This window comes from Marinimicrobium sp. C2-29, assembly GCF_038419845.1.
In the GTDB taxonomy this organism is placed as follows: domain Bacteria; phylum Pseudomonadota; class Gammaproteobacteria; order Pseudomonadales; family Cellvibrionaceae; genus Marinimicrobium.
In genome coordinates this window covers 254,012-266,871 of sequence record NZ_JBCAQT010000002.1, presented here as the reverse complement: position 1 = coordinate 266,871, position 12,860 = coordinate 254,012, and the positions used below count along the sequence as shown (strand labels likewise).

The window sequence follows — 12,860 nt, the reverse complement described above, 5'->3', positions numbered from 1 at the left end:
TTGTATGTCTGACTTTAACCCCTATGACGCGATTGAACGGATGCGCTCTGTGACATTCGAACACAAGCAGTTTCTATTGGCTTTGGAGGCCTTTGACCAGGTTTATGAGATGGCAGCCCGTGGCTATCAGAAAGGGTTTCTCCTATGTGGCCCACCCGGTGTTGGGAAAACAAAGCTTGCCGAGTCGATGCTGTCAAAGCATCCCCCGAGCAAACAGGAGGACCGAGAAGTCCATGAAGTGATTTCTATCAGTATGCCGTCCAACCCCACGATTGTGGCAGTGTGTAAACTGATTCTCGATCAACTCGGCCAGGTCTATGGAGCACGAGACACAGAGGTGCAGTTAAAAAGGCGCCTGGAAACGGTGTTAACAAGCATCAAGACCCGCGTGCTAATTGTGGATGAGGCACAGCACCTCGTAGAGGGCGGGCGGATTCTGAAATCCCCTAAGCAGGTGGCCGACTGGATAAAGGGTCTGATGGATGGGGCCAATATTTCCATTGTACTGATTGGTATCCCCAGTGCCAAAGCACTGCTGCTGTCAAATTCACAACTAAACAGGCGCTTTTCCAAGCGCCTTAACCTTAAAGGGTTTCCAGCGGACAACGAGGGGGAGATGAAAGTATTCAGTCGCTACCTGGCGAACATTCTTAAGGCATCCGACTATCCGATGGACATCAGCTATGTGAAATACGAAAGTCATCTAAGGAGGATGCATTATGCCACCGATGGTCGAATTGATTTCATGATCAAGCTGTTATCGGAGGCTGTTCGCTTATTAGTAACGAAGGGCGAAACAACCTTGTCAGATAAGGTCCTTGAAGAGGCGTTTCTGAATGAAATCTGGTCTGATGCCTGCCCGGCGCAAAATCCATTTAATGGATCCTTTAGGCCGGTGTCACTGACTGCCGAAGGTCAACCGTTTTACTACGAGGAATAAGTGCTCATGCAAAGACTGTTAGTTCATCCTACGCCGAAAACCGATGAATCGATTCAATCGTATCTGAAGCGCCTATCGAGTCAGCATGGTGTAACAAAACTGGATCGATTTCTTGAAATGCTTATGCCGAGCTGCCGGGGCAAGATTCTCGAAGTGACGCCGGAGATGTTGCGGAAGGTACCCGGTATTAGGGAAAGCCATGTCAAAGGATTAAGGCTAATAAAGGATGCCAGCACCGAGCAACCATCGTATCACTACGGGAAAGTTGCGCTGCCGAGCTATCACATGCTTCGAAAGCGATGGTTTTGCCCCGACTGTTTAAATGAGGATCATATCTATCGAGCCAGCTGGCAGGTGGCCTGGCTACCCCTATGTACCCGACATGGAAGAGCGCTGATGGAAGAGGGAGCTAAAGAGCTCGATATCCCCGAGCACATGTTGGCCGCCAACGACAACATCAGGTCGGAGTTCATTGAAACCCAGCTCATTCTGGAAGATCGACTGGAGAGAGACACCGCCGTGGCGCCAGAATCCCAGAGCGTTGTTCAGGAGGTGGACCGCTATCTCCGGCGGTCCTTACCGAAAAGGGCTGTTAATCAGTTGGATGATCGCCAACGGCAGTACAGTAGGCGGTTCTTCCCACTGAGAGGCGTTGATCGCTGGCGCTTCTTCGAGTGCCTGCAAACGCAGATGATCGGAGTGGGGAGTACAAGCCATGCACTTGCTTGTCCGTCCAATACCCTATTCTGATGAGGGGCTAAAGGGATACTTATGGCGTTTGGCGCTGAGCAATGGATTGCCATCGCCAGGCACCATGGCAAGCTTTTACAAGAAACCTGACCAGTCTCCAGACGAAACCTTACTACGCATCTGCAAAGTCAACTTATCCGAACAGAACTATCAGCTCCTGGCTCGCCAAAAGTCTATTTCAAGCCCAAGATACCTGATCAATACCGGATTTCGATATTGCCCCGAGTGCATGGCGCGCTCGGCTTATTATCGTTTAGCGTGGGAGCATGCTTTGTTGCCCGTATGCCTGGAGCACCAGCGGCTTTTGGTGAATGTTCGTTCTGGCGTCATCAATCACTGGGTGGATGCTGAGATCAGTCAAAAGGTCGGTGAAAGCCATCTAGGGCTGATGTTCTACCTGGCAGACAGGCTGGGCCTGATCTACCGAGGGAGAAATGAAGTCTTTGCCGCTTTGGACCACTTGGTAGTGGATGATTTGCAGCGACTCATTCTGGTAGTAGGCGCTTATGCGGGAATGAAGTCGATTGCGAAACCGCTAAAGGCCCCCATAAAAGGCAATCCAGAGGTGGCGTATCGGGTATTAGCGGCGGCATCAGAAGTGTTGGAGCGCTGGCCCAGTCATGTCAGTCGTCTTGTTCCACAGATCGAAGACCATTCTCTTGTCGGAAGACGGCTAAAAGCCGGGATAGGACGGTTCGTTAGGGTTCTGAAGAACGACTTGGTGGGCCATCAGTTCGATTTTATATCGACGGGCTATGCCCGCTATATCCTTGAGATCTGGCCTGACGTGATCGACAAGAAAGCCAAGTGGGTACGCCAGTGGGCTGACGCTCAGGGGGACCTAATGACTGGAACCGAATATTGTAAAAATCATGCCATGCGACTGGATCGAGTCGTCAACCTGATTGAGGGCGGTAGGATTGATGGGTACGTCAGAGTTCTACCGTCGGGTACTCGCCAGGTGACCGTTTCACTGACGGGGTCGGCAACCAACGATCAAATGGTCGAACTCATGTCCTTCCAGGACCTTAAGACCTACCTGGGGCTAACCAAGAAGGAATTGAGAGTTCTTCTACACCAAGGAGTCTTTGGCTACAATCCGAGAAAGGCTGGTGCCCCCTGGGAGATCGATAAAGAATCGGTCGGCCGCGTCATTCAGGCACTGAGAGGTGGCGCCTCTAGGGAAGGACATAAGGATACAATCACACTCAACCACTATCTGCGATACTACGGGTCAACCGAAGAGACCATTGGAACCATTCTCCGTGATTGTATAAATGGTACGATTCCGTACTGGATTGATGAGCCGCTGAGTCAGCGACTCACCCTGGGACTGAGAGTCCGCCGGCGGCTGCCGGAAACGGAGGCCAAAATTCATGGGTTGTTAACAGTCCCTGAAGCCTGTAATGCACTCGGGATCAAGCAGGAGGTGGGCTATCATTTGATTAATAAAGGAATGATTCGATCTGTCGGCGGAGGCCGTAGGGGTCGTAAGGTGAGAAAGGAGGATCTGAAGGCCTTTAAACGGAACTACGTATCACTCTCTTCCATAGCGAAAACCTATGGACGTCCACCAAAAGCGTTGGTTACAACCTTTCGTGAGCATGGTATCTCATTTGTCGCTGGACCATCCGTCGACGGGTGTCGCCAGTATTGGTTGCGAAGGCAGGCGTTTGAGAAACTCCGATTCGAGTTATCAGGGATCAGCTAAGCGAATTGGTATCCGTGGCGCTTTCCAAAAATCTCGAGTCAATCCTTCTGCCTTGGCTGCCGGGATAGTACAAGGGCCGCTCTATGTACTGAAGCATAGGCGAGAACCTCAGGTACCACAGTTCGTCGTTTCCCTGGCCCGACAAGTATGTACGCGGTATTGCGGGTGCAGAATATGCAACCATCAGAGAAATCGACGAGTCGGCTGGTAAATACACTATTGAAGCGACGGTCGGCTTCATCTTCTAAAATTGTCCTCGCAACCACGAATTGGAGGTATTCCTCCGTAGAACGGGGGGAATCATTCATATTATCTTCCGGCGCTGGAACGTCTAGCCACTTCCAGTCCGCAACGACGCAAACAGGCTTTTCTGGATGACGATCTCTCGCTATGCGCTTGAATGCGGAGATCTCTTCTCTGGAGCACCCATAGTCGGTAGGGTCACCTGAGTCATCGACGATGCCCATGAGTTGTTCAAAAAACTCGAATAAATTCATTGTTTGTCCCCTTTGATTAAGCGCCGCTCCTGGAACTCGCTACTCACCCCAAAGGTGAATAACAGCCAACCTCAAAGTAATCGCATCATCTATAGCCCGGTGGTGGCAAAAATGACCATCCGCTCGTATTGCTTCGGCGATCCGCTTTAACTGCCTCCGGTTGTTGGGAGGGGCCAAATCTTTAACATTGGCAATGACAAAATTGGTCAGTCCTAATCGAGTTGCCCAGAATCCATCCCAGGAAGGGTTATCAGAGAAGATCGTCCGGTTCGATGGGAGCAAGCGCTCAATGTTCTTTACGACCTCAGCGGTTGGGAGTCCGTATTCGACCAAGTGATATCGGGGAATTTTATGAATCCGCTCCGCGTCCACACACCAGTGTGTCCAGTCGGACTTTGGTTTTATGATGGCGTAGTAATTGACGTCTGAAGTAGCAATTCCAACCGAGATTGGATAGCTCATTTCCATATCCAGCCCTGAGGCCTCGAAGTCGATGATTGGAGGGATGTGGGGATTAGAACTATTCGAGACAGGCTGGTCGGTCACGGCTGAACACCTACATTAAGATGATGGCTTTAATCTAGGCGCATTGGTGGTATACCGCAAGGCTGGCTTTAACGTAACCACATGATAATAAAGGAATTGTTGTATCGCTTTCTCCGGATGAGGGATTCTCTAAGCTGCTAAGGTAACGACGATTTGGCGAGTTATGGTCGTCAATCCACTGAGGATCGAGGACTTTTTTAAAGTGTTTTCTTATGAGCCAGATGGGTCTTAAGAGAAAATTAATCTAGAAATTTTGGGAGTCGAGCCCTTAGCTACCCTATCCGCACAGCATCCCCTTATTCGATTGACCCTGGCGTTAGGCAGTACCCGATGCCGGCACTTGCATCGGCTCAATTATAGGAATAAGCTATTGCTATCTACTTTAATAGAGTTAAAAGCTATTAATATATGCTTTACTTGGGAGCTATAAGAGCTGCAGTTTAATCAGGTGGTGGAGGCTAATTTGGACGCTCGACAGCAAATCGCTCAGACCTCAAGGCTCGTAAACGGCAAAGGAGATTCGTGCGATTTCGGGTGTTCTGAAGAAGAGATCGAAGTCATGCTCGCCTGCTCCAAAGAGCACTTCCCTGGAAAGCCATACTGCGTTGTAAAAGACTGGTGCTGGGCCGACGTTGACATAGATAAGCGTCAACAAGAAGAGTTCAGAGCCAAAGGTGTTATTCCGTCTTTTGTATATGCCAACAATATTATTGATGATCAGGCGGGCAGGTGGAGCAACGGCCTATCCGTGCGAACCACGCTCTTGGTGGAGTTTCACAAAAACTGCATATTCCTGACCAGAAACACGGCTTACGTGCTAGTAGGAAGAGGCTCTCGTTTGACCGTGGAGCCTGCCGTTTACAACAACCTTATCTTTTAGAGTGCTAAATACACGATTTCTTTGAGAGGAACAGTAGCCCACAATGAAATTAACCCCATCATCAGACCTGCATATCGAGTTCTCTCTAACTGATTAAAATCGGGCAACTGCTTTCCAGGAACATCGAAATAGCGCACGATCCAAATACAAGTCGTCATGACGGTGTACCCGGAGATAAACGTCACTAGGGCGTCTATTCAAATGTTAGGTAGAGATTATAATCGGAGTATTTATGTCTATAATCATGGTTGATATTGAAAGTGATGGGCCAATTCCTGGTGATTATTCGATGGTCTCGTTTGGAGCAGTCGTGGTTGAAGAAAGCCTCAGTAAAACTTTCTATGGAAAGCTGAAGCCCATAAGTGATAAGTGGATTCAGGAAGCGCTGGAAGTTTCCGGTCATACGAGAGAAGAGGTGTTGAGTTTTTCTGAACCAGTCGAGGTGATGAATGAATTCAAGGTTTGGCTAAACGAAAATTCAAACGGAAATCCTATGTTCTACAGTGACAATAACGGTTTCGACTGGCAGTTTATAAACTGGTACTTCCATCACTTCCTTGGTGAAAACCCATTTGGGTTTAGCTCTTCCAACCTTGGGTCTCTTTATAAGGGTATGGTTAGCGACACGTTTAAGAATTTCAAGCACCTCACAAGAACCAAGCATACGCATAATCCAGTTGACGATGCTATTGGAAATGCAGAAGCTTTGTTACATATGAAGCAAGAAATGGGATTAAAAATCGGGCTCAAATAAGGAGCTAAAAAGCGGCTTCTCGCTGACGTCTGTAGTGGTCAAGTCTTTTTGGCCACCGTCGATAGTTGTTAACTCCAATGGCGAGTCCGAAGAGGCAAATTTTTGGATACATATGGAGTATGGTGACCCACGAGCTGTAAACCTAGGAGACGTTCCGAATTGCGGCAATCCTTGCATACATTACAAGCGGCCTATTGTTAGCTTTGCTGTAGATCGAAATATGAAAGTTATTAGTGGAGATTGGCGGTTTCCGGAGTAAACAAACTTTCTCTTACTTTATGGTTTTTTTGCACTTAACTACTTGAATTATATAGTAAAATAGAGTAGCGGTCGAACGTCAGACATTTTTGAGATTTTTTGCCATTATATCTAATTAAGTCTCGAAAATTATCGGTAAGCATAAACCGCCAAATGTGTTTTAAATCACTCTTTACCTTTGTCAGTTTGTGGCGTCATTAACACTGAGCGTGCCATGTATATGGCTGAGCGGAGCATCACCGATTTTTCCTTGATTCAGACCAGAGATGGGGACTGGTTCACGCCCCGGGACGCTGTGGATCGATTCGAGGAGAGTCCCCGCTACCTGGAGACAGAGTTGTCTAATTCCGACCCAGAGAGCACGGTCGTTGTCACGCACTTCCCGCCGGGGCTGGATACTCGCAATCAGAACTTCGGAGTAGACACCATATCGGCGTACTTCCAGGCTAACGTGGATCACATCGTTGATCGATACCAGCCGGCCCTGTGGGTCTATGGGCACAATCATTTCAGCAACGATCTCAGAAGGGGGCGCACCAGGTTAGTGAGTAATCAGCTCGGCTATCCATCTGAGACCGGTCGTATTCCCAAATATAACGCCAGAAAAACAATAGAATTGAACGGTAGCTCGGCGGAGGCTAGAGCGTTGCAGATGAGAAAGCGGATCCAGTCTCTATCTGCGGCCTGCGCCGCCCACTAGCGTGAAACCGACCTCAGTAAGGCTCGTAGCGCCTGTACTTTCTCCTCGACCGAGTCAAACAGCACGAACTCTTTACCCTTGTAGACCACGAATGGTCCTGGTCGCATGAAAGCTGTTTGATGACCACAGAGGTGGCATGCACAGTCCCACACCGTTGGATTGCACTGAATCACAACGGATTCTCGCCATTTTTCGGTCTGTTCGCTCTGGGGGCGGGTGAGGCGATAGACTCCGCCTGCACACTGGCTGCAGCGCAGTTCGACAAACTCAGCGCTGATCTGACGTTTTGAACTAAGCATATAATACCTGTATATATAAGCAGTTTCAGTGTATGTAACTACTCAGTTCGTTTCAACTCTCTTGAGCAGCACAGTTTCCCGACAGGGGGAACCAAGGTTGTCTTTAGAGGAGCAGCAGAGAGCTGTAAGTCAGTCGTGGCGCGGGATACAGCCTGTTTAGGGGCGTTGACCGGCCTTGGTCAAAGTGGTAGAAATACTGAGAACCCTTCGCGAGGCCTTCCCATGGACTTCCCCTCGGTACACGAGCTTGAACCAATCCCATCCGCTGAGTTGGAAAAAGTTGGATGGACGGGGTTGCATGATCGTCTAAAGAGGTCACCAGCCGGTGCATTGCTCATTACGGGCCAGCATCGCCCGGAGGGTGTTTTACTCACTCCAGATGAATACACGCGTTTAATCCGGCTGGCGGGGCATCGAATCCGTAAGGATGGAGAGATCCTGGAAGAAATCAGGCGTGAGTTCGATCAGCATCTGGCTGCATTGACAGAGCCCGGAGCGGAGAAGCGCCTGCGCGACGCCATCAATGAGCCTCTATTTACTGACGGCCGCTTCTTGACGGGCGACTCGGATTAAGGGCAAGGACTCCTTGGAGCAAAACTGTTTCCAGAATGATGAATCAGGCGTCAGGGAGCAGTTCCTCAGGGGCGTCGAGCGCTTCCCCTCGAACAAAGCTCTTCACTCGGGTTACTGAGAGGGATGAATAGATCTTGGGTCTGTCCAGCAAGCTCTTTATGACAGGGTCGTCAGCGCCAATCTTGGGGTCCAGCCAGGTCCTTATTACCTCGGGATCCAGAGGCAAGAAAAAGGGGATAGACTTGTCATGGTAGCGGGAGAACCTGGGGTGTGGCGGTCGGGTGATGACCGCCATAGAGCGGATGACCTCTCCGCTCGAAACAGGCCAATCCCTCTATAGCTTGTTTACATAGAGTGTCGTCCCCGGGGACACTCAATCCTTCTGGAATGGTGAGAAATTCGTGCTGCGAGCGAACACAGACCTCTGTAAATCAATAGAAGTCAGGTAGGTCGACTCCAAGCCTGTGACCGCCTCCAGGAGCTCTAACAAAGAGCCTTACGAGTGTCTGCAGGTCATCGCCTTCAGTTCCAGCTTAGGGCAATTTGTTTACAAACTCTTGCATAAAAACTCAGCGTTCAAAGCCTTGACTCTCGATGGCAACGGCTAGGGTTCTTTAACTATAGTAGCTTTTCCCTCAGCTAGCCTGTGAGGCGAAAGCGACCTTTTTGGGCCCCTCCGATGCTAACTTAAGCCAATAAATCGAACTGTCTTACGTAGATCGACGGCTGGCACTACTGGACCGAAAGGGCTGATGGTCGCCGTTGTTTGTGGTTGGCGGAACTTACCACTGCGGGGTTGGCACCCTTTCAACAGTTGGTCCCCGGTTTCACAAAATAGATGGGGCGAAAACTTACACGCGAGGCCCTCAAGTTTGCCTCCGATTGAACAATATAAGAGAGTGATTATAGAGATTCGAGTGGTGAATATCAGAATTTTTCAGAAATTGGGAAAATCAAAAGGTGGCGCCAAAATACTCATGGTTAATTTGACGCAGATCAAGTTTGTGTCTTCAATTGAGTTTGACTACTAACTAACTAACACTAAGAATGTGTGAGCTTCAAAAATCTTCGCTTCTGGCAAGTTACTGATCATCTGGATGATCATGGCTACTAACAACAACCCAGGGATTTCCATGAGAAAGAACCTTCCTGTTACCGGTAATGAGCTGAAGTTCCCACCTCACCAAAAGCTCATATCCTCTACTGACTTAAACGGCAATATAGCGCACTGTAATGGTGCATTTGTAGAGGTCAGCGGTTTTAAGCGAGAGGAGTTGATCGGTCAACCCCATAACATTGTGCGTCACCCCGACATGCCACCAGCAGCTTATGAGAATATGTGGTGGCACCTAAAGGCGGGTCGACCTTGGATGGGCCTGGTAAAGAACCGTCGCAAAAATGGTGACTATTACTGGGTGAGTGCCTATGTGACGCCAGTAACCGAAGGTGGAAAGGTTGTCGGGTACGAGTCGGTCCGCTCCTGTCCAAAACGTAACGATGTTGAACGCGCTTCAAAGCTCTACGAGCGAATCAATGCGGGGGGCACTCTGGTCCGGTGGTACGAGAAAATCTCTCTGGTTACAGTTGCCTTTATTGCAATGATTGCTTTAGCCGCGGGGTTGTATGCCGTGGGTTACCCCATGCTAGCGATGGGATTGCTCTCAATCAGCCTCCTAGCTTCAATTCTTTGGAAGTATACGACGCAAAACAGCTTGCGGGAAGCAATCACTCGCCTGTTGGAAAACAGCTTTACCGACACGTTAGCGGCTAAAAGCTATACAGACGACGGGCCTGAACAGGGTCGCATCAGAGTCGCCGTCATGGCTCAAAAGGCCCACCTCGACGCTGTTTTGACCCGCTTGGAAGACTCGGCGAGTCAAGTAACCTCTCGCTCCGTATCGGGGCTTGAAATCGCCAATCAGACCCAAGAGGCTTTGCGCCAACAACAGGGTGAGACAGAGCAAGTGGCTGCTGCGGTGCATGAGATGTCAATGACCATTTCAGAGGTGTCATCGAACGTGCAGGCGACGGCTAGCAGAGCCGAGGACTCCCGAGGCCTGGCGGTCAAGGGTAAAGAGGTCGTGGAGTCCACTCGCAAGGCCATCGAGGAACTTAAGGTAACAGTGGACGGAATTCGGCAATCGGTTACAGATTTGGCGGACCAGAGTCGGAGCATTGCCTCCGCTGCTGGAATAATCGAGCAAATTGCCGACCAAACGAACCTCCTCGCGCTCAACGCAGCGATTGAGGCAGCACGCGCTGGCGAGCATGGACGCGGCTTCGCCGTTGTTGCCGATGAGGTCAGGAATTTGGCTAAGCGCACACAGGATTCAACCCAGGAAATTCACAGTGTTGTAGAGAATCTTTTGAGCGGGTCAGAGCGGTCCGTAATTATCGCCGAAAAAGGCACTAAGGCCGCTGAATCTGGTCTGGCAAAAATGCTTGAGACGGAAACAACGCTAACCAGCATCGCGACCACCGTGGGGGAAATTGCGGATATGGCCCTTCAGATGGCAGCGGCGGTAGAGGAGCAAGCCCAAGTCTCTGATCAGATCAACGCACAAGTGGAGAACATCTCTTCTCTCGCGCAATCCAACCTCCAAAAAGGAGACAAGTCCACCGATAGTGTGAGAGCATTAGGGCAGATAGCTAGGGACCTGCACGAGTTAGTGGTCAGGTTTAAGTAGTCTCTGATTGGATTAGGGTGACATGCTTTTAGGAAGTGATGGGCCTTTAACAGCCGTTTTGAAGGCAGCCGTAGATGCGGTTGTCGTTATTGACGATCGCGGTATTATCCTCCAAGTATCCGATTCTGTTCAGAGGCTCTTTGGATATTCTGCGGACGAATGTCTTGGTCAGAACGTCGGTTTACTGATGCCTGAGCCAGATCGTAGTGCCCATGATGGGTACATCGCCAATTATCTTGCGGGAGGGCGAGCAAAAATTATCGGAATAGGTCGAAAGACTCTAGGTCGGAAGAATTCCGGTGCAACTTTCCCAATGCATTTGTCCGTTGGCGAATTCGAATACAACGGGAAAATCTATTTTTTGGGAATATGCCACGACCTTACCGAATATAATGAAACGCTCAATAAGCTACGAGATGCTGAGAGGCGTTATAAGGGTATTGTAGAGAGCCAAAAGCACTACATCTGTCGACTGGACGACCAGCTGCGCATAACCTTTGCTAATACGTCCTTTGTTAACGTATTTGGAAGGCCTTACGAAGAGCTACTTGGCATGTCTCTTAGTTCGCTTATCGCAGACAATGAAAAGGAGCTTGTTAACACCATCGGATCTCTGCTCTCGAGCCCAAAAGTCGATGAAATCAACATCAAAGTTACAATGAAATCCCATAACTCGGAAAAGCTGGCTGACTGGTCGTTCAAAAAAGTTGAAGGTGAAGAATCCTTTAATGATGAAATTCAGGGAATGGGCTTTGATATTTCAGAAAAGGAAGCTGCATTAGCGAAGGCAGCATACCTAAAAGATCACGATCCCCTGACTGGACTCCTGAACGGCCGAGCTCTCGTTGAGAAATTTGAGGCAGCAGAAAAGCAGAGCAGTCTTTATGCGGTCATTTATCTAGACATTGATCGCTTCGGGCAGATCAACCAACGCTATGGGTTCCGTAACGGCGATCGAGCATTTATAAAAATTGCTTCGCGCGTCAACCGTGCCCTGAGGGGAGATTCTTGGCTTGCTCGCCCCGGAGGCGACGAGCTTCTGGCTGTCTGCCCTGTTGATGGTCGTGCAGATGCAGAATCTCTGGTAAGTAGCCTCCTGGAGATCTTCTCTAAACCTTTCGAGCTAGATGGCGAAGAGCTCTGGATGGGCGCAAAAATGGGCGTAGCCCTATATCCTTCGGATGAGACGAATTTTTCACAAATACCCAGATTTGCCGAGGCGTCTTTGCGGGACGCGAAATCCCGTGATGAGTGCGTTGTATATTTTAAAGAGAGCAATCATCAAAAATTGCTGCGGCGTATAGTTATCGAGCAAGCACTTAAAACCGCTCTCCACAATAATTCCATTGAGATTTACTTGCAGCCTAAAGTTCACTTGGCTTCACTATCAGTTCAGTCCCATGAAGCTTTGGCGCGTTGGCATCATCACGAACTAGGGCCTATATCGCCCTCTGAGTTTATCGAAGTGGCGGAGGTGACAGGTATGGCTTCTGCTTTTGACCGCTATATACTAAGAAAAGTCGCTGAGATTATTTCAGGCTATAGTTGGGCTGAAGACGGTTGCCCGGCCATCGCTGTCAACATTACTGCGGGCCATTTTTCGGGAGTTAGTATTTTCGATTATGTTTCAGATATTTTAAAAGAATTCTCTATTCCACCAGAGGCCATTGAACTCGAAATTACGGAGCGTGTGATAGTTGATACAAGCAGCGTTGCATTGCACAATTTACAACGACTGCGTAATTTAGGAGTGAAAATAAGTATCGACGATTTTGGCACTGGCTATTCCTCCTTAAGTTATCTCAAAAGGCTTGAGGTGGATGAAATTAAAATTGACAAGTCGTTTATTGATGACATAGCAGACCCCAAGGGTGAAGCGCTTGTCCGAGCTATGATTGACATCGCCCAAGCTTACGGACTACAGGTAATAGCAGAAGGTATTGAAACAGAAGCTCAAGCAGTATTGCTGACCAAAATGGGCTGCGCGCTTGGCCAAGGATACTATTTTGATCGCCCACTTCCTTATCGTGAAGTTTTAGCCCGGAAAATTAGCGACTGATTGTGTGACTTAATCAAAAATGTGAAATTGCACCATTTCCCGGATACATGATTATCCGTGCGCGAAAAGGTTTGTGAGATCAAGTGAGGACTACTACAAATAAAATTGACCCACCAAGTATTGTTTAGCTCGTCGTCTTTTGCTTCAGTCAGAGAGCTCTGACCTCCCAGCGTCAAGAGTTCACTTATTGGAAAAACTCCAAGGTC

General features: G+C 49.1%; 12 protein-coding genes. 9 read left to right on the top strand and 3 right to left on the bottom strand.

The genetic code is table 11. The annotated features are described in order from the left end of the window. Nucleotides 1-4: 4 nt before the first annotated feature. The 3 genes from AAE484_RS03090 to AAE484_RS03080 are packed head-to-tail and all read left to right on the top strand — an operon-like array spanning nucleotide 5 to nucleotide 3,401. Nucleotides 5-940: a TniB family NTP-binding protein gene (locus tag AAE484_RS03090; protein WP_341936866.1), complete on the top strand. Its 936-nt coding sequence runs from the start codon at nucleotides 5-7 to the stop codon at nucleotides 938-940. A gap of 6 nt (nucleotides 941-946) precedes the next feature. Continuing rightward, entirely contained in the window at nucleotides 947-1,690 is a 744-nt protein-coding gene (locus AAE484_RS03085; protein ID WP_341936865.1) for a TniQ family protein, read from the top strand. Further along, nucleotides 1,656-3,401 carry a TniQ family protein gene (locus tag AAE484_RS03080; RefSeq protein WP_341936864.1) on the top strand — a complete coding sequence of 582 codons (1,746 nt, stop codon included), beginning with the start codon at nucleotides 1,656-1,658 and terminating at the stop codon, nucleotides 3,399-3,401. Before AAE484_RS03085 ends, AAE484_RS03080 begins: the two co-directional genes overlap by 35 nt. A gap of 38 nt (nucleotides 3,402-3,439) precedes the next feature. Here the strand turns inward: AAE484_RS03080 and AAE484_RS03075 are convergent, their stop codons facing one another. Next, nucleotides 3,440-3,898, bottom strand: coding sequence for a DUF6957 family protein (locus AAE484_RS03075; protein WP_341936863.1), 459 nt, complete (start codon nucleotides 3,896-3,898; stop codon nucleotides 3,440-3,442). A 39-nt stretch (nucleotides 3,899-3,937) separates the two neighbouring features. Further along, nucleotides 3,938-4,444: a hypothetical protein gene (locus AAE484_RS03070; RefSeq protein WP_341936862.1), complete on the bottom strand. Its 507-nt coding sequence runs from the start codon at nucleotides 4,442-4,444 to the stop codon at nucleotides 3,938-3,940. 463 nt (nucleotides 4,445-4,907) lie between these two features. On the opposite strand from AAE484_RS03070, the gene AAE484_RS03065 reads away from it, so the two are divergent. The 4 genes from AAE484_RS03065 (at nucleotide 4,908) to AAE484_RS03050 (ending at nucleotide 7,908) form a co-directional block, all read left to right on the top strand. Then, nucleotides 4,908-5,324 (top strand): DUF6957 family protein, encoded by a 417-nt coding sequence (locus AAE484_RS03065; RefSeq protein ID WP_341936861.1) that lies wholly within the window; start codon nucleotides 4,908-4,910, stop codon nucleotides 5,322-5,324. A gap of 232 nt (nucleotides 5,325-5,556) precedes the next feature. Further along, nucleotides 5,557-6,078 (top strand): 3'-5' exoribonuclease domain-containing protein, encoded by a 522-nt coding sequence (locus AAE484_RS03060; RefSeq protein WP_341936860.1) that lies wholly within the window; start codon nucleotides 5,557-5,559, stop codon nucleotides 6,076-6,078. A gap of 472 nt (nucleotides 6,079-6,550) precedes the next feature. Then, nucleotides 6,551-7,036: a hypothetical protein gene (locus tag AAE484_RS03055; protein WP_341936859.1), complete on the top strand. Its 486-nt coding sequence runs from the start codon at nucleotides 6,551-6,553 to the stop codon at nucleotides 7,034-7,036. A gap of 521 nt (nucleotides 7,037-7,557) precedes the next feature. After that, nucleotides 7,558-7,908, top strand: coding sequence for a hypothetical protein (locus tag AAE484_RS03050; RefSeq protein WP_341936858.1), 351 nt, complete (start codon nucleotides 7,558-7,560; stop codon nucleotides 7,906-7,908). 43 nt (nucleotides 7,909-7,951) lie between these two features. On the opposite strand, the gene AAE484_RS03045 is transcribed toward AAE484_RS03050, so the two are convergent. After that, nucleotides 7,952-8,203 carry a hypothetical protein gene (locus tag AAE484_RS03045; RefSeq protein ID WP_341936857.1) on the bottom strand — a complete coding sequence of 84 codons (252 nt, stop codon included), beginning with the start codon at nucleotides 8,201-8,203 and terminating at the stop codon, nucleotides 7,952-7,954. A gap of 808 nt (nucleotides 8,204-9,011) precedes the next feature. On the opposite strand from AAE484_RS03045, the gene AAE484_RS03040 reads away from it, so the two are divergent. Both AAE484_RS03040 and AAE484_RS03035 read left to right on the top strand, forming a co-directional pair. Continuing rightward, on the top strand, nucleotides 9,012-10,595 hold the full coding sequence (locus AAE484_RS03040; RefSeq protein WP_341936856.1) for a methyl-accepting chemotaxis protein: 1,584 nt from the start codon (nucleotides 9,012-9,014) through the stop codon (nucleotides 10,593-10,595). 22 nt (nucleotides 10,596-10,617) lie between these two features. Next, nucleotides 10,618-12,654, top strand: a complete 2,037-nt coding sequence (locus AAE484_RS03035) for an EAL domain-containing protein (RefSeq protein WP_341936855.1) — start codon at nucleotides 10,618-10,620, stop codon at nucleotides 12,652-12,654. The last annotated feature ends 206 nt before the right edge of the window (nucleotides 12,655-12,860 follow it).

What these genes read in the sequence shown, in the direction of transcription:
- AAE484_RS03050 (WP_341936858.1), top strand. Translation starts at nt 7,558, where the DNA reads ATGGACTTCCCCTCGGTACACGAGCTTGAACCAATCCCATCCGCTGAG.
- AAE484_RS03075 (WP_341936863.1), bottom strand. Translation starts at nt 3,898, where the DNA reads ATGAATTTATTCGAGTTTTTTGAACAACTCATGGGCATCGTCGATGAC.
- AAE484_RS03040 (WP_341936856.1), top strand. Translation starts at nt 9,012, where the DNA reads ATGGCTACTAACAACAACCCAGGGATTTCCATGAGAAAGAACCTTCCT.
- AAE484_RS03055 (WP_341936859.1), top strand. Translation starts at nt 6,551, where the DNA reads ATGTATATGGCTGAGCGGAGCATCACCGATTTTTCCTTGATTCAGACC.
- AAE484_RS03060 (WP_341936860.1), top strand. Translation starts at nt 5,557, where the DNA reads ATGTCTATAATCATGGTTGATATTGAAAGTGATGGGCCAATTCCTGGT.
- AAE484_RS03045 (WP_341936857.1), bottom strand. Translation starts at nt 8,203, where the DNA reads ATGGCGGTCATCACCCGACCGCCACACCCCAGGTTCTCCCGCTACCAT.
- AAE484_RS03085 (WP_341936865.1), top strand. Translation starts at nt 947, where the DNA reads ATGCAAAGACTGTTAGTTCATCCTACGCCGAAAACCGATGAATCGATT.
- AAE484_RS03035 (WP_341936855.1), top strand. Translation starts at nt 10,618, where the DNA reads ATGCTTTTAGGAAGTGATGGGCCTTTAACAGCCGTTTTGAAGGCAGCC.
- AAE484_RS03080 (WP_341936864.1), top strand. Translation starts at nt 1,656, where the DNA reads ATGCACTTGCTTGTCCGTCCAATACCCTATTCTGATGAGGGGCTAAAG.
- AAE484_RS03090 (WP_341936866.1), top strand. Translation starts at nt 5, where the DNA reads ATGTCTGACTTTAACCCCTATGACGCGATTGAACGGATGCGCTCTGTG.